The following is a 16,539-nucleotide window of genomic DNA, read 5'->3' as shown; positions in this document are numbered from 1 at the left end:
CAGACGCGTACGGACGCGGCCGGCGCGATCGGACGCGCACCGACGACGGGCCCGCACAGCCGCGTCCGTCGCCGGACGCGCACTGCCGCGCGGACGCGAAGGGACGCGCGCGGACGCGCAGGGACGCGCAGGGACGCCGCCGCGCGCGAGCGCACGCGCCGCACCGGCCGACGGCCACGGACGCGGCCCGGCGCCGTCGGACGCGTACCGACGACGGGCCTGCGCGGACGCGGCCCGGCCTCATACGCCGACGGGCCCGCCCCCGGAGTACGTCCGGGGGCGGGCCCATCGCTGTGCGGCTGCGGTTGTGTCAGGCGGTGACTCAGCCCGCGAGGATGGCGCGCGCCAGCTTGGCCGTCTCGGTCGGGGTCTTGCCGACCTTGACGCCCGCGGCCTCGAGGGCCTCCTTCTTCGCCTGGGCGGTGCCGGACGAACCGGACACGATCGCACCGGCGTGGCCCATCGTCTTGCCCTCGGGGGCGGTGAAGCCCGCGACGTAGCCGACGACCGGCTTGGTGACGTTGGCCTTGATGAAGTCGGCCGCCCGCTCCTCCGCGTCGCCACCGATCTCACCGATCATCACGATCAGCTCGGTCTCGGGGTCGGCCTCGAAGGCCGCGAGCGCGTCGATGTGGGTGGTGCCGATGACCGGGTCGCCACCGATGCCGACGGCGGACGAGAAGCCGATGTCGCGCAGCTCGTACATCATCTGGTAGGTCAGCGTGCCCGACTTGGACACCAGACCGATCTTGCCGGGCTTGGTGATGTCGCCCGGGATGATGCCGGCGTTGGACTGGCCGGGGGTGATCAGGCCGGGGCAGTTCGGGCCGATGATCCGGGTCTTGTTGCCCTTCTCGACCGCGTACGCGTAGAACGCGGCGGAGTCGTGGACCGCGATGCCCTCGGTGATGACGACGGCCAGCGGGATCTCGGCGTCGATCGCCTCGACGACGGCGGCCTTGGCGAAGGCCGGCGGCACGAAGAGGACGGAGACGTCGGCGCCCGTCTTCTCCATCGCCTCCTTGACGGAGCCGAAGACGGGGACCTCGGTGCCGTCGAAGTCGACGGTCGTACCCGCCTTGCGGGGGTTCACGCCACCGACGATGTTGGTGCCGTCACCCAGCATGAGCTTGGTGTGCTTCATGCCCGTGGCACCGGTCATGCCCTGGACGATGACCTTGCTTTCCTTGGTCAGGAAGATAGCCATGGTGTTTCTGACCTCGTCCCTTACTTCGCAGCCGCGAGCTCGGCGGCCTTGTCGGCCGCGCCGTCCATGGTGTCCACGCGCTGCACGAGCGGGTGGTTGGCGTCCGACAGGATCTTGCGACCCAGCTCCGCGTTGTTGCCGTCGAGGCGCACGACCAGCGGCTTGGTGACCTCTTCGCCGCGCGAGGACAGCAGGTTCAGGGCCTGGACGATGCCGTTGGCGACCTCGTCGCAGGCGGTGATGCCGCCGAAGACGTTGACGAAGACGGACTTGACGTCGGGGTCCCCGAGGATGATCTCGAGGCCGTTCGCCATGACCTCGGCGGAGGCGCCGCCGCCGATGTCGAGGAAGTTGGCGGGCTTGACGCCACCGTGCGCCTCGCCGGCGTACGCGACGACGTCCAGGGTCGACATGACCAGGCCGGCGCCGTTGCCGATGATGCCGACCTCGCCGTCGAGCTTGACGTAGTTGAGGCCCTTGGCCTTGGCGGCAGCCTCGAGCGGGTTGGCTGCGGCCTTGTCCTCGAGCGCCTCGTGCTCGGGCTGGCGGAAGTCGGCGTTGGCGTCCAGGGACACCTTGCCGTCGAGGGCGATGACCCGGCCGTCGGCGACCTTGGCCAGCGGGTTGACCTCGACGAGGAGGGCGTCCTCGGCGACGAAGGTCTTCCACAGGGTCACGAGGATCTCGGCGACCTGGTCCTTGACCTCGGCCGGGAACTTCGCGGCCTCGACGATCTCGCGGGCCTTGGCCTCGGTGACACCCTCGTTGGCGTCGACCGGGATCTTCGCCAGGGCCTCGGGCTTGGTGGCCGCGACTTCCTCGATGTCCATGCCGCCCTCGACGGAGGCCATGGCGAGGAAGGTGCGGTTGGTGCGGTCGAGGAGGTACGAAACGTAGTACTCCTCGGCGATCTCGGGTGCCGTCTCGGCGATCATCACCTTGTGGACCGTGTGGCCCTTGATGTCCATACCGAGGATGTCCGTCGCGCGGGCGACGGCCTCGTCCGGCGTGGCGGCCAGCTTGACGCCGCCGGCCTTGCCTCGGCCTCCGACCTTCACCTGCGCCTTGACGACCGACTTGCCGCCAAGTCGCTCGGTGGCCTCGCGCGCCGCCTCAGGCGTGTCGATGACTTCACCGGCCAGCACCGGTACACCGTGCTTGGCGAAGAGATCCCTCGCCTGGTACTCGAACAGGTCCACGCGCGTCCGTCCCTTTTCGTGTGATCGCGGTTCGTTGTCTGCGTGGGCGTGCCGCGGAGGGCAACGTGACTGCGCTGTCACAAGGGAGGCGTACACGGTGTCCGTGGACGCGGCATGTCCGTCTCGCAGATTATCCCCGTGAGACCTGGGCACCTAAATCGCAGATCACACCGGAGCGGTGATACCTGTCACAGGCACGGACCTCAAACGGGCGGCCCCACCGGATGTGAGACCGCCCGTTGCTACGGATTTCGTACCGGATCAGACTCCGGTCACACGCCGTACGGGAGGTAGTCCGGGGTGACCGTGCCGACGGTGCCCTGCACGCCGGAGACGGCGTTGGCGCCGAGCGGCTGGACGTCGGAGGTGACGCCCTCGACCAGGCCGGTCGCGAAGGGCTGGACGTCGCCGGTGACGTCGTACGCGAACGGCGCCACCTCACCGGTCACGCCGTACGCCAGGCCCGTCGCGCTGCCGCCGACGCCCTGGGCGACCGGCTGGACGTGGTCGGAGACGGTGTCGACGACGGCCTGCGCGAACGGCTGCACGGAGCCGGTGACGCCGTCCGCGAACGGGTCCACCTGCCCGGCCACGCCGCCGGCCAGCGGCTGGACGCCGGAGACGACGCCCTCGGCGAACGGGTACGCGTCGGAGACCACGTCCTCGGCGAGGACGGCCGCGTCACCGGCGGCCTGGCCCGCCACAGGCGCGGCGGCGTGGACGGTGCGGTACGCGATGGGCGGCAGCGTGTCCTGGAGGGCGGCGTCCGCGAGGGGGGTGGCGGTGGCGACGGGGTCGCTCTGCACCTCGTGGGCGAAGGCGTCGAGCGGGCCGAAGAGGTAGTCGATCTCGCCCTGGACCTCGCTCTGGACCTCGCCGCCGACGCCCTGGACCTGCGCGGACGCGTACCGGGTGTCGGTGTGGACGTCCTGGGTCACCTGCTGGGCGAGGTGCTGGGTGTCCTGCTGGACGTCCTGGGTGACCTGCTGGGTGGCCTGGACGTCGGCGGTGGCGGCGGCGGTGGTGCCGTCGACGAGCGAGTCGACGGGCGTGTCGGCGGCCACGGCCGCCTTGTCCGGCGAGGAGAGCGGGACCGAGACGGACACCTCGGTCGCGCTGGCGGCGGCGGTGCCGATCGCCCACATGCCGGTGGCGGTGGCGGCGACGGCTATGGAGCGGCGGATGTTCTTGTGCATGGGTGCGTCGGATCCTTCGAATTCGGTTCTTGAGACGGCGGGCAGACCTGTCCCGCCCCCGCGCGGCAGGTCTTGAGCGGGGGGAGGCCTGCCCTAGCCGGGGAATTCGAGGATGTTGTGGGGCCGGTCCTGGACGGACGCGGCGGTCGCCGGCAGCGCGGCGCCCCGGACCGGTCCGGGGTGGGCGTCCACCGTGGACGCCAGCGCGTGCTGGTCACCGCCCGTGCGCGGCGTGCCGCTGTCACCGGCGGCGGACTGCCGGACGGCGCCGTGGCAGGGGCCGGGCGCGAAGGGCAGCGGCGCGGCGAACACCGCGCCCGCCGACCGGTGGCCCCGGTCGGCCCGGTCGGCCCGGTCGGTGAAGGCGTGCCCGTACGCCCGCGTGAGGTACGGGGCGACGCCGGCCGGGGTGCGGGGCGCGGCGGCCTCGGACCCGGGCGCGCCGGGCGGCGTGCTCCGCTCCCCGCACTGGGCCGGGAACGCCCACTCCGACTGCGGTCGCGACTGCGGCTCCACCTGAAGCGCGCCCGGCGCGAGCGGCACCGACGGCGCCTGGGGCGCCGGCGTCACGGGCACGGCGGGTGCGACCGGCGCCGCCGGCCACTCCGCCTGGCCCGGAAGGGCCCCGGTCGCGCCCTGTACGCCGCCGACGACGTGCCCCGGTACGGCACCGGGCGCTGCCCCGGCGTCGGGCAGAGCGCCGGGAGCGGTACCGGCTCCGGGCAGGGCCCCGGGCACGGCGCCCGTGACGGGCACGGCACCGACGTCGGGCACGAGACCGGCACCGGGCACGGCAGTGGCGTCGGGCAGGGCACCGAGTCCCGCTCCGGCACCGGGCGCTGCCCCGGCTCCGGGCAGGGCGTCGGCGCCCGTGGCCGGCACGGCGGCGGGCGCGCCCGCGGAAGGGGCCACCGGCTCGGTGGTCTCCGTGGCCCCGCGCACGACGCCCGTGACGGGGCCGACCGTGCCGGGGGTGATCCCGGCGGCGGCCGGACGCTCCGGGCCGACGGGCGCCGACGACGGTTGGTGCGCCGCGTGCGCCGGGGACCCGCAGAGGAGGCCGAGGGCCAGCAGGCCCCCGAGGAACAGCACGACCGCCAGGGTGCGCCGCGCCACCGTCCCGCGCGCGAAGCGCGGAACGGCGACGGGGACGACGGCTACGGCGGCCACGATGCCCGGATCCCCCCCTTTGCGAAGCAAGTCGCGGAACATCGTCTTCCGCGTACGTCGCGCTGATGCTTGCACGAACATCCCCGGGTGACGCAAGTCCCGTGTTACTGATGAGTCGCCATGTCCGGTATGGGCAGGGGCCGCTTCTCGATCGCCGCCGCCATCACCTCCGGGAAGAGGTCCGGGGTGCACGCGAACGCCGGGGCACCCAACGCCGCGAGCGCCGCCGCGTGTTCGCGGTCGTAGGCCGGGGCGCCCTCGTCGGAGAGTGCGAGCAGCGCGACGAACTGCACGCCCGACGCCTTCATCGCCGCCACCCGCTTGAGCATCTCGTCGCGTATGCCGCCCTCGTAGAGGTCGCTGATCAGCACGACGACGGTGTCGGCCGGGCGGGTGATCTGCGACTGGCAGTACGCCAGCGCCCGGTTGATGTCCGTGCCGCCGCCGAGCTGGGTGCCGAACAGGACGTCGACGGGGTCGTCGAGCTGGTCGGTGAGGTCGACGACGGCCGTGTCGAAGACGACGAGCCGGGTCGCGATGGACCGCATGGAGGCGAGCACGGCTCCGAACACCGAGGCGTACACCACGGACGCCGCCATCGAACCGGACTGGTCGATGCAGAGCACCACGTCCTTCTTCACGGACTGCGCGGCCCGCCCGTACCCGATGAGCCGCTCGGGCACGATCGTGCGGTACTCCGGGAGGTAGTTCTTGAGGTTCGCCCGGATCGTGCGGTCCCAGTCGATGTCCCGGTGACGCGGCCGGCTGATGCGCGCACTGCGGTCGAGCGCGCCGGTGAGCGTGGCGCGGGTGCGGGTGGCGAGCCGCTTCTCCAGGTCGTCGACGACCCTGCGTACGACGGCCCGTGCCGTTTCCTTCGTCGCCTCGGGCATCGCCTTGTTGAGCGAGAGCAGGGTGCCGACGAGGTGGACGTCCGCCTCGACCGCCTCCAGCATCTCGGGCTCCAGGAGCAGCGTCGACAGACCGAGCCGGTCGATCGCGTCACGCTGCATCACCTGGACGACCGAGCTGGGGAAGTAGGTGCGGATGTCGCCGAGCCAGCGGGCGACGGACGGCGCCGACGCTCCGAGCCCCGCCGAACGGTCCCGCCCGCCGCGGCCCTGGCCGCTCTTCTCTCCGTACAGCGCGGCCAGCGTGCCGTCCATGGCGGCATCGGTCCCGGCGAGCGCGCAGCCCGTCCCGTCGGCCGCTCCCCCGCCCAGCACCAGGCGCCAGCGCCGCAGCCGCTCGTCCTCAGTCCCGCTCACAGCCCACCCCCAACAGCTCGTTGCCGTCCCTGTCCCCCGTGCCCAGCAGCAGCCGCAGCAGCGGCAGTACCGCGTCCGCCCGCGTCTCGTCCAGCTCCGGCGCGAAGCCGGGCACCCCGGCCTCCGGGCGGGCCGGGCCGCCGCCCGCCGGGCCGCGCCGCACCAACTCGCCCAGCGTGCGCCGGACGCCCGGCTCGTACGCGGAGAACGTGCGCCGCAGCAGCGGCAGTACATCGGTGAACGCCTCGGCCGGAACCCCGGTGAGCCAGGCGTCGACGAGCCCGAGGAGCCGTTCGTCGTGGACGAGCAGCATCCCGCCGCCGGGGTTGGCCTCGCCCCCGCCGACGAACCCCTCGATCCAGGCGGCCGCGTCGGCGGGCGGCGTGCCGGGCGAGAGGGCGAGCCCCATCAGCCGGGCGGCCTCGTCCTCGGCGAGCCGCCCGTCGTCCAGCAGCAGCCGGGCGGCCCGCCCCCGTATGACGCCGGGCACGCTCTCCCGCGCGGCGAGCTTGTGCAGGACGGCGGCCCAGCGGCCGGTGATGTCCCCGGCCTGCGGAAGCAGCCGGATCGCGGTGTGGACGGCGTCCAGGTGGCGGCGCATCTCGGCGGCGCCGTCCGCGTCGAGGCCCGTGCAGGCGGGCGGCAGGCCGACGCAGACGCGCTCCGCGAGACCCGTGGCCACCTCTCCGAGCGCGGCCGTGTCCGTGGACCGCACGTCGCCGTACCGCAGGGAGCGGGCCAGCGCGGGCAGGGCCTGGGCGAGGTGGCCGACGTCCGCGTCCAGCGCGGCCCGGTCGGCGAGGGCCTTCATCACCACGGGCAGCGCGTCGGCCAGCCCGGCCAGCAGACACCGCTCGGCGAGGGCGGTGACCTCGGCGAGCGCGGTCGCCGAGGCGGCGTCCGACTCGGCCTTGGCGGTGGCGGCCGCGAGCACGGTGGTGCCCCACACGCCGGCCTCGGCGACCCGGACGTACAACTCCGGCTCCCAGCGAAGCCGCCAGCTCTCCCGGAACGTGCCGGTGCTGCCGCGTCCGGCGGCCGGTTCGCCCCAGCCGACGCCGAGGAGCCGCAGCCGGTGCAGCAGGCGGCTGCGCGCCGCGTCGGTCTCCTTGCGCAGGTCCAGGTCGAGTTCGCGCTCCAGGGCTTCGGGTTTGAGGCGCAGGGTGCGCTGGAGCCTGGTGAGGTCGCGTTGCAGGGGAACGGCGGGGGCGCTCTCGGGCACCTCGCCGAGCGCGTCGCCGATGATGAGCCGGTCCCTGATGAGCCCGAGCGGCACGTCGGAGCCGTCGCACATCACGGCCCGTACGGCGTCGATGGTCTCGGTGAGTCCGGCGAGGGGGCGCCCGCGCATGGCGGCGAGCGTCCCGGCGAGCCGTACGGCCTCGATGACGTGGGCGGAGGAGACGATCCGGTCCTCGTCGCGGAGCAGCCCGGCGACCTTGGTCATCCAGCGCTCGACCGGCCGGTCGGGGGCGCTGAACAGATGCCCGTACCAGCCGGGCGAGTCGATACCGGCGCCGTAACCGCTGTGCCGGGCGAGCCGGCGGTGCGTCCAGGGCACCCAGGTGGTCTCCGTCTTGACCTTGGGCAGGCCCTTGAGGAGGGCGCGGTCGGCCGTGACGGTGGATTTCGCGGCGAGCGCCGGCACGTGCCAGGCACCGCAGACGACGGCCACGCCGTCCCCGTGGGTCTTGCGCGCGGCACGGAGCTGGAGGCGCATGTACGCCTCGCGGACGAGGTCGCGGTGGTGGCCGCCGTGCCCATAGGTCTCGCGCAGGGCGGCCATGGCGTCGGCGAGTCCGGCGAAGACCGCGACCGGGTCGTGATCGCCGGCGTGGTCGTGCCCGTGCCCGGGGGTGCCGTGGCCCGGCGGGCCGTTGGGCGCGGCTCCGGTGCCGCGGTGCTCGACCACGTCCTCCCACCAGCGCTCCGGGTCGTCGTATCCGGCGGTCTCGGCGAGGACGGCGAGGGGGTCGACGCGCAGTCCGTACCGACGGTCCTCGGGCTCGCCGCCGTCCGTCTCCTCGCCCTCGCCGTCCTCCCAGGTGGGGTCCTTGGCCATGGCGAGCGTGTGGGTGGCGGGCAGGTCGATGAAGCGGACGGCGGCGCCGTGGTCGAGCGCCCAGCGGATGGCGACCCACTCGGGGGAGAACTCGGCCATCGGCCAGAACGACGCCCGCCCGGGGTCGTCCACGGCGTGGGCGAGCAGCGCGACCGGCGGGCTCATCCGCTCGTGGGCGGCGAGCGGCAGGAGGGTGTCCCCTTCGGGCGGGCCCTCGATCAGCACGGCCGGGGGCTTGGCGGCGTCGAGCGCGGCCCGCACGGCGCGGGCCGATCCGGGGCCGTGGTGGCGGACGCCGAGCAGCAGGGGGCCGGTCGTGGCCGTCATGCCGACACCTCCCGGCAGGCCCGGTAGAAGTCCTTCCAGCCGTCCCGTTCGCGCACGACCGTCTCCAGGTACTCCTGCCAGACGACCCGGTCGGCCGCCGGGTCGCGGACGACCGCGCCGAGGATGCCCGCGGCCACGTCGCCGGGGCGCAGCACGCCATCACCGAAGTGGGCCGCGAGGGCGAGGCCGTTGGTGACGACGGAGATGACCTCGGCCGTGGACAGGGTCCCGGAGGGGGACTTGAGCTTGGTGCGGCCGTCGGTGGTGACGCCGTCGCGCAGTTCGCGGAAGACGGTGACGACCCGGCGGATCTCGTCGATGCCCTCGGGTGCGGCCGGCAGGTCGAGGGAGCGCCCTATCTGGTCGACGCGGCGGGAGACGATGTCGACCTCGGCGTCCGGGGTCGCGGGCAGCGGGAGCACCACGGTGTTGAAGCGGCGGCGCAGCGCGCTGGACAGGTCGTTGACGCCCCGGTCCCGGTCATTGGCGGTGGCGATGAGGTTGAATCCCCGGACCGCCTGGACCTCCTGGCCCAGCTCGGGGATGGGCAGGGTCTTCTCGGACAGGATCGTGATGAGGGTGTCCTGCACGTCGGCCGGGATGCGGGTCAGCTCCTCGACGCGGGCGGTCATGCCGTCGGACATGGCGCGCATGACGGGGCTGGGCACGAGGGCGTCGCGGCTGGGCCCGTGGGCGAGCAACTGCGCGTAGTTCCACCCGTACCGGATGGCTTCCTCGGGTGTGCCGGCCGTGCCCTGCACCAGGAGGGTCGAGTCTCCGCTGACGGCGGCGGCGAGGTGTTCGGACACCCAGGTCTTGGCGGTGCCGGGGACGCCGAGCAGGAGCAGGGCGCGGTCGGTGGCGAGGGTGGTGACGGCGACTTCGACGATCCGGCGCGGTCCCACGTACTTGGGTGTGATCACGGTGCCGTCGGGCAGTGTGCCGCCGAGCAGGTAGGTGGCGACGGCCCACGGCGACAGTCGCCAGCGGGCCGGGCGCGGCCGGTCGTCGGCCGCCGCGAGCGCCTTCAGTTCGTGCGCGAACGCGTCCTCGGCGTGCGGGCGCAGGGCCTCGTCGCGGGACGGCGCGGTGGCTTCGGTGGTTACGGGCACGGTGATGGATCCCCCTCCACATCGTGTTCGACCGGGTGTGGAATCCACCGTGCACCATGCCACTGACAATCGGCCGTTTCCGCAACTCAGAGGCGGAAACGGCCGATGTTCGAACGGAGTTGGCGCGGTGTCAGCCCGCGACCGGCGACACGGCGATGCAGCCGGTGGCGGCGGCCATGCCCTTCGCGGACTGCTCGGAGATGACCTTGCCCTGGTAGGTGATCTTGCAGGTCATCTCGACGCCCGCCGGGTCGACCGCGACCGGGATCACGCCGGGCGGCAGCAGACCGCGGAGCTTCACCGTCTTCTTCCACGGCAGCGTGGGCTTCTGCACGGACTCGACCTTGGGCTTCGTCGTGTCCCCGCCGTCGACGTGGTAGTCGATCGAGTCGATGCCCTTGCCGGTGATCTCGTACGTCACCTCGTACTGCTCGTTCACTTCCTTCTCGACCTGCTTGGCGGCCTCGTCCGCGATCTCGGAGCAGGCGCCGAGCCCGGCGACGAGCCCGCCGGCGACGAGTGCGGAAGCGATGGAGCGGCTGATGCGGTTCATGCTGACCCCCCGGATGAGTTGACTGCGTCACCGGCAGACAACAGTAAAGGGAAAGCAAAGTCAACCGGTCGCGCGAGACGCCTGCCTCCCGGCGAACCCGCTGGTCACCGCCGATTGTCAGTGGCGCCGCCTACCGTCGGTGGCATGAATCAGCAGGGGGTGCGCTGGACGGCGGAACAGGTGCTGGCACTGGCTCCTGACGACGCCTCACGCAGAGCGGGCAGCAGGCTCGGCACGGCCGGGCCGTGGTCGGGCGGCGGAAGCGACGGCTCGGGGGCCGTCTGGGGACTGTGCAAGGGCAGCGGCAGCAGGCCGTACCAGACGGTCGTCGACACCAAGGGCCCGGCGTACAAGTGCAGTTGTCCGAGCCGGAAGTTCCCGTGCAAGCACGCGCTGGGGCTGCTGCTGCTCTGGGCGGCCGACGGGGAGGCCCTGCGCGGCTCGGACGTGCCGGACTGGGCCGCGCAGTGGCTGGAGGGCCGGCGCGCACGCGCCGCCGGGAAGGGAGAAGCGGGTGGCGGGACGCCCGCGAAGAGCACCGATCCGGAGGCGGCACGGCGCCGGGCCGAGCAGCGGTCCGCCCGGATCACCGCGGGCGCCGAGGAGTTGGAGCAGCGGCTGGCCGACCTGCTGCGCGGCGGGCTCGCCGCCGCCGACCGGTCGGGGTACGGGCTGTGGGAGGAGACCGCGGCCCGGATGGTCGACGCGCAGGCGCCCGGCCTGGCCGGCCGGGTCAGGGAACTGGGCGCGATACCGGGCTCGGGTCCGGGCTGGCCGGTGCGGCTGCTGGAGGAGTGCTCGCTGACGCACCTGCTCGACCGGGCCTGGCTGGACATCGAGCGGCTCCCGGAGCCGCTGGCCGCGACGGTACGCACCAGGGTCGGGCTGACGGCGCCCGCCGACGGCCCGGCCGTGCGGGACCACTGGTCGGTCCTCGCCCAGTACGACACCTCCGACGGCAGGCTGACCACGCGCCGCGTCTGGCTGTACGGGCGGGAGAGCGGGCGCACGGCGCTGCTGCTCTCCTTCGGCGCGGCCGGGCGGGCACCCGAGCTCGCCCTGCCCGTGGGCGTGACGATCGACGCCGAGGTCGTCCCGTACCCGGGCGCGGGGCAGTTGCGGGCGGAGCTGGGCGAGCGGTTCTCCCCACCGGTGCCCGGCGCCGGGCCGCCGCCGGGCGGGCCCGTGGCCGACGCGCCGGCCGCCTACGGAACGGCCCTGCGGGACGACCCGTGGCTGGAGTCCTGGCCGGTGACGCTGACCGGCGTGATACCCGTGCCGTCCCAGGAGGGCGCCTGGCAGATGGCCGACGCGGACGGCGGTGCCGCGCTGCCGGTCACCCCGGCCGCGCTCGGCCGGCCCGGACTGTGGCGGCTGGCCGCCCTGTCCGGCGGCAGGCCCGTCACGGTGTTCGGCGAGTGCGGGCACCGCGGCTTCACCCCGCTGACCGCCTGGTCCGCGGACACGCCCGAGACGGTCGCGCTGACCTGACGTACGGAGGACACGATGACCACCACGACCTGGGAAGACCTCGTCACCACGGCGCTGCTGGGCACCGACCGCCGCCCGCCGGCCGCCGACGTCCTGGCGCCCGGCAAGGACGCGCCGGCCGCACTGCTGGACGCCGCCGCGCTGCACACCGTACGGCGCCGGGCGGGGCTGCTCCCCGGGCCTGCCGCCGCCCTGCCCGAGCCGGCGCCGCACGACGACCGGCCACCGCTTCCCGACGCGGCCCGGCGCCGGCTCGGCCAACTGCTCGCCGACCGTTCCGGCGCCTCCTCGGGCGGCGGCCGCCGGGGCGCGGCTCCCGACCTCACCGAGCTGCTCCCGCAGTGGCTGGCGGCCGCCGACGAGCACGGCTACCGGGCGCCGGCGGCCGCCCTGCCCGCGCTCCTCGACACTGCCCGGGCGCGCACCGACCTGCGGCCGGCGGCGCTGGCGTTCGCCGGGCCGCGCGGGCTGTGGCTGGCCCGGCTCAACCCGGAGTGGCGGTTCGCGCTGCGCGGCGCCTCGGGAGGGACCGCGCTGCCCGACCCCGCCGACCAGGACGCCGTGCGGCGCCTGTGGGAGGAGGGGCTGTTCGCCGAGCGGGTCGCCGTGCTCGGCGCCGTACGGGCCCACGACCCGGCCGCCGCGGTCGCCCTGCTCGCCTCGACCTGGCCCACCGAGCGGGCCGAGGACCGGCTGATGTTCCTCGACTCGCTGCGCGGTGACCTGTCCGACGCCGACGAGCCGTTCCTGGAACAGGCGCTCTCCGACCGCAGCCGCAACGTCCGCTCCACCGCCGCCGAGCTGCTGTCCGCGCTGCCCCACTCGGCGCTCGCCCACCGCATGGCCGAGCGCGCGTCCACCTGCGTGGGCCTGGACCGTACGGGCGGCGACGCGCTGATCACCGTCGAGGCGCCGCACGAGTGCGACGCGGGCATGCAGCGCGACGGCGTCCTGCCCGATCCGCCGTCCGGCCGGGGCGAACGGTCCTGGTGGCTGGGCCAGTTGGTCGAGTCCGCCCCGCTGTCCCTGTGGCCGTCGCGGCTCGGCGGCCGTACGCCCGTCGAGATCGTCGCCCTGCCGGTCGCGGACGACTGGCGCGACGAGCTGCACGCCGCGTGGTGCCGCGCGGCGGTCCGGCAACGGGACCCGGCCTGGGCCCGCGCGCTCCTCGGCCCGCCGACGACGCCCCCGGCGACGGGCCCCGGCACCTCCTCGCTCGCCGAGCGGTCCAAGCTGCTGTCCATCCTGCCCGGCGACGAACGGGCCGCCTGGGTCGCCGACTTCATCGCGGCGCACGGGCTCTCGGAGGCGTTCCAGCTCCTGGGCGTCTGCGCGGTGCCCTGGGCCGAGCCGCTCGGCCGCGCGGTGGTCGACGCGCTGGACATCGCCCGCGACGCGGGGAGCTACCCCTGGAGCTTCAGCGGCGTGATGGGCCTGGCGGAACGGTGCCTCGACCCCGGCCAGGCCGACCGCCTGGAGGTCCTCACGGCGCTCCCGGACGAACCGGAAGGCGCGTCACCGGGGGCGGGCGGCTACTGGTCGGAAGCGTTCCAGCGCCTGGTCGCCACGCTGCGCCTCCGCGCGGCGATGTTGGCGGAACTGGCCTGAGGGCAGACCACGAAAGGGGGACACGCAGCCCCCGGAGCGGCCCCCGACGGTGCCCGCCCGCGCACGGGCATCCGAGGGCCGCGGGCCGTCACGGGAAGGGCGCCACCCCGGGGCGGCCCGCCCGCCCGGGGTACCCCGCCGGGGATCAGGCCTCGGCGGAGACGCGCACGTTGGCGTTGACCCAGTCCACGATCGACGCCGTCGTCGCGCCGGGCGTGAAGATCTCCGCCACGCCCTTCTCCTTCAGCGGCGCGATGTCCGCGTCCGGGATGATCCCGCCGCCGAACACCTTGATGTCCTCCGCGTCGCGCTCCTTCAGCAGCTCGAGCACCTTCGCGAACAACGTGTTGTGGGCGCCCGACAGGATCGACAGACCGATCGCGTCCGCGTCCTCCTGGATCGCCGTGTCGACGATCTGTTCCGGCGTCTGGTGCAGGCCGGTGTAAATGACCTCCATACCGGCATCACGCAGCGCCCGCGCGATCACCTTCGCGCCGCGATCGTGGCCGTCGAGACCCGGCTTGGCCACCACCACGCGGATCGGACCGGTCACACCCATCACTGCCTCCACATGCGTCCCCCGTACCTAAATGCCGGGGAGGTGAACGAACGTTATCGACAGCATCCCGCAACCGGCCGTTTCGCGGTGGATAGCGAGGGGGAAATCACACGTGGGACATGTTCGCCACGCGTCGTCCCCGCACCGGGCGGCCCCATCGGCCACAGGAGAGCCGGGACGATCGCTACGGGAGCCGCAACGAGGTCGTCGTATCACCGTGCCGCCAGCCGCGCGGCGCGGCGGTACGGCCTCATCGCCACCACCCTCCGAGACGGCACCCCAGTTCGGAGGTCGGCCGTGAAGGTCCTGTTGCCCTGGAAGCTGCTGTCCTTCTTCCCCTTCCGGCTGTCCACCGCGCTGATCAAGGCCACCGCCCTGGAGCTGGCCATCCTCGCCGGTCATCTGGTCCTCTACCCCACCGGCCTCACGCCGGAACGCCGGCCGCCCGTCACCGGCGGCGCCGACGACACCGATGTCACCGGCGGCCACGCCCACCCGCCGACCGTGCTGCTGCACGGCTTCGTGGACAACCGCTCCGTCTTCGTCCTGCTGCGCCGGTCCCTCACCCGGCACGGCCGGCGCCATGTGGAGTCACTCAACTACTCCCTGCTCACCTGCGACATCCGCGCCGCCGCCGAGCTGCTCGGCCGCCACGTCGAGGAGATCTGCGACCGCACGGGGCACCCCGAGGTCGACATCGTCGGGCACAGCCTCGGCGGACTGATCGCCCGCTACTACGTCCAGCGGCTCGGCGGCGACCGGCGCGTCCGCACCCTGGTCACCCTCGGCACGCCGCACTCCGGCACGAGCGTCGCGCCGCTCGCCGGCGCGCACCCCCTGGTGCGCCAGATGCGCCCCGGCTCCGCAGTGCTGCGGGAGTTGAGCGAGCCGGCCCCTCACTGCCGTACGCACTTCGTCAGCTTCTGGAGCGATCTCGACCGGTGGATGGTGCCCGTGGAAACGGCACGCATCGATCACCCGGACCTGATCGCGCGGAACGTACGCGTCACCGGGATCGGCCACCTCGCCCTGCCCGTGCACCCGGCGGTGGCCGCCGGCATCCGCCAGGCCCTGGAGTCCGACGGAGCGACCGCCGGAACATCCGATTCCGTGTCCGTCGCCTGACGCGGCCCGATCAAACCCCGGTCAAACTTCGAACACTTCTCGAACGTACGGCCAAAGCTCTCCCCACACTCCGCCGAAAGGCGGCCGAATGCCCCTTTCCCCCGGGGCTAAAACCCACGGAAGATTGTCGCTCGCGCGTACCGCCGGGTACAGTCGCGCCCACTGCTTTCCCCTCTGGGTCCCCCTTCGCCGGGGCCGATCCCAGACCTGGTCCTGCTGCCGAGGCGAGAGAGAAGTTGGTGAACGACCAGCACCCCCACGCCGGGTACGTCGGAGACGACGCCTATTCCACGGGCAGCTTCGAGACCGGCAGCTTCGCCACCGATCCTCTCTTCGGCGCCCTTCCCGGCACGTACGAGAACGCCTACGAAAGCAGCAGCGGTTACCAGGCCGGCTACACCGCCGACCACAGCGGCCAGTACGACAGCGGCCAGTGGGCCGCCGCCACCCAGCAGTGGACCACCACCGACACCACCGGGTACGTCGAGTACTCGGAGCACACCGGGCAGTGGGACGCCGGCGCCTGGAGCGAGGCGAGCGCGTACGACACCACCGGCCAGTGGAACGTGGCCGCCGCCGCGACAGCGACCTTCGACACCGGCGCGTACGACGCCACCGCCTGGAACTACGCCGCCGCGCCGACCGAGACGTTCACCGTCCCCGAGCAGTACGACTACGCGGCGGCGGACCAGTTGCCGACGCCCGAGTCGCAGCCGGAGCCCGAGTCCGCGGCCGAGCAAGAGCCGGTGGCCGAGGGCAAGTACGAGGCCGAGCCCGAGTACGAGTACGAGCCCGAGCCCGCCGCCGTGCACGACAGCCTCACCGAGACCGCGATCGCACCGGTCGCGCCCGTCGCCCCCCGCGCCAGCCGCCGCTCCGGCGGAGGCGGAGGAGGAGGCAGCCGTGGCCGCCGCCGCACCCCCGCCAAGCGTTCCGCGCTCCTGACCGTCGCGGTGCCCTCCGCCTGTGTGATGGGCGTCGCCGGTATCGCCGCCGCGTCCGTCAGCGGCCTCACGGGCAGCACCCCCGGCGAGAACAAGACCGACGAGAAGGCGGTGACCGCCGCCGACCCGGCCTCGGTCAAGCCGGTCGTCGCCAACAGCGAACTCGACACCCAGCTCGCCGCGCTCAGCGCCGACGCCCGCGACTTCGGTGACCGCGCCAGCCGCACCCAGGAGCGCATCGACCTCAAGGCGCGCCAGGAGGCGGAGCGCAAGAAGCGCGAGGAGGAGGCGGCCCGCCGCGAGGCGATGCGGCCCAAGTTCGCCCTCCCCGTGGAGCTGCACCAGCTCAGCGCGCGCTACGGGCAGGCGGGCGTCAACTGGATGTCCCTGCACACCGGGATCGACTTCCCCGTCCAGTACGGCACGCCCGTGATGGCCGCGACCGACGGCACCGTACGCACCCAGTGGAACAGCGCGTACGGGAACATGGCGATCGTGACCGCCAAGGACGGCACCGAGACCTGGTACTGCCACCTCAGCAGCACCAAGATCCGCTCCGGCGAGGTCAAGGCCGGCGAGGTCATCGCGTACTCGGGCAACTCCGGCAACTCCACCGGACCGCACCTCCACTTCGAGGTACGGCCCGGCGGCGGCGCCGCGATCGACCCGCTGCCGTGGCTGCGCAGCCACGGCCTCGACCCGACGAGCTGAGCGACTC

The 16,539-nt window shown here is 73.7% G+C and carries 13 protein-coding genes; 4 read left to right on the top strand and 9 right to left on the bottom strand.

The features are described 5' to 3' along the window. Window positions 1-322: 322 nt before the first annotated feature. The 8 genes from sucD to AB0J57_RS25010 form a co-directional block, all read right to left on the bottom strand. The gene (sucD, locus tag AB0J57_RS25045; RefSeq protein ID WP_366130512.1) at window positions 323-1,207 is read right to left on the bottom strand and encodes a succinate--CoA ligase subunit alpha; all 885 of its coding nucleotides are present in this window, start codon (window positions 1,205-1,207) and stop codon (window positions 323-325) included. A 20-nt stretch (window positions 1,208-1,227) separates the two neighbouring features. After that, window positions 1,228-2,406, bottom strand: coding sequence for an ADP-forming succinate--CoA ligase subunit beta (gene sucC / locus AB0J57_RS25040; RefSeq protein WP_366130511.1), 1,179 nt, complete (start codon window positions 2,404-2,406; stop codon window positions 1,228-1,230). Window positions 2,407-2,678: 272 nt separating this feature from the next. Next, window positions 2,679-3,602, bottom strand: coding sequence for a hypothetical protein (locus AB0J57_RS25035; protein ID WP_366130510.1), 924 nt, complete (start codon window positions 3,600-3,602; stop codon window positions 2,679-2,681). Between the two features lie 93 nt (window positions 3,603-3,695). Further along, window positions 3,696-4,772 carry a hypothetical protein gene (locus AB0J57_RS25030; RefSeq protein ID WP_366130509.1) on the bottom strand — a complete coding sequence of 359 codons (1,077 nt, stop codon included), beginning with the start codon at window positions 4,770-4,772 and terminating at the stop codon, window positions 3,696-3,698. Between the two features lie 104 nt (window positions 4,773-4,876). Further along, complete coding sequence (locus AB0J57_RS25025; RefSeq protein WP_366130508.1) at window positions 4,877-6,040, bottom strand: VWA domain-containing protein; 1,164 nt, start codon at window positions 6,038-6,040, stop codon at window positions 4,877-4,879. Beyond that, window positions 6,027-8,429, bottom strand: coding sequence for a DUF5682 family protein (locus AB0J57_RS25020; RefSeq protein WP_366130507.1), 2,403 nt, complete (start codon window positions 8,427-8,429; stop codon window positions 6,027-6,029). The genes AB0J57_RS25025 and AB0J57_RS25020 overlap by 14 nt, the downstream gene beginning before the upstream one ends. Further along, window positions 8,426-9,547, bottom strand: coding sequence for an AAA family ATPase (locus AB0J57_RS25015; protein WP_366130588.1), 1,122 nt, complete (start codon window positions 9,545-9,547; stop codon window positions 8,426-8,428). The genes AB0J57_RS25020 and AB0J57_RS25015 overlap by 4 nt, the downstream gene beginning before the upstream one ends. A gap of 124 nt (window positions 9,548-9,671) precedes the next feature. Next, a complete protein-coding gene (locus tag AB0J57_RS25010; RefSeq protein WP_366130506.1) occupies window positions 9,672-10,094 on the bottom strand; it encodes an MmpS family transport accessory protein in 423 nt (140 codons plus the stop codon). Between the two features lie 144 nt (window positions 10,095-10,238). On the opposite strand from AB0J57_RS25010, the gene AB0J57_RS25005 reads away from it, so the two are divergent. Together AB0J57_RS25005 and AB0J57_RS25000 are read left to right on the top strand one after the other, a co-directional pair. After that, on the top strand, window positions 10,239-11,585 hold the full coding sequence (locus tag AB0J57_RS25005) for an SWIM zinc finger family protein (RefSeq protein WP_366130505.1): 1,347 nt from the start codon (window positions 10,239-10,241) through the stop codon (window positions 11,583-11,585). A 15-nt stretch (window positions 11,586-11,600) separates the two neighbouring features. After that, window positions 11,601-13,193 (top strand): DUF5691 domain-containing protein, encoded by a 1,593-nt coding sequence (locus AB0J57_RS25000; protein ID WP_366130504.1) that lies wholly within the window; start codon window positions 11,601-11,603, stop codon window positions 13,191-13,193. A 145-nt stretch (window positions 13,194-13,338) separates the two neighbouring features. Here the strand turns inward: AB0J57_RS25000 and AB0J57_RS24995 are convergent, their stop codons facing one another. After that, a complete protein-coding gene (locus AB0J57_RS24995) occupies window positions 13,339-13,752 on the bottom strand; it encodes a cobalamin B12-binding domain-containing protein (protein WP_073753619.1) in 414 nt (137 codons plus the stop codon). A 297-nt stretch (window positions 13,753-14,049) separates the two neighbouring features. Here AB0J57_RS24995 and AB0J57_RS24990 point away from each other — a divergent pair, with 297 nt between their 5' ends. Next, entirely contained in the window at window positions 14,050-14,877 is an 828-nt protein-coding gene (locus AB0J57_RS24990; protein WP_366130503.1) for an alpha/beta fold hydrolase, read from the top strand. A 239-nt stretch (window positions 14,878-15,116) separates the two neighbouring features. Continuing rightward, window positions 15,117-16,532 carry a M23 family metallopeptidase gene (locus AB0J57_RS24985; protein ID WP_366130502.1) on the top strand — a complete coding sequence of 472 codons (1,416 nt, stop codon included), beginning with the start codon at window positions 15,117-15,119 and terminating at the stop codon, window positions 16,530-16,532. Window positions 16,533-16,539: the final 7 nt, after the last annotated feature.

Origin of the sequence: Streptomyces sp. NPDC049837 (assembly GCF_040674455.1) — a bacterium.
In the GTDB taxonomy this organism is placed as follows: domain Bacteria; phylum Actinomycetota; class Actinomycetes; order Streptomycetales; family Streptomycetaceae; genus Streptomyces.
Note: the sequence above shows the minus strand (reverse complement) of the source record. Positions and strands in the feature narration are given on the sequence as shown.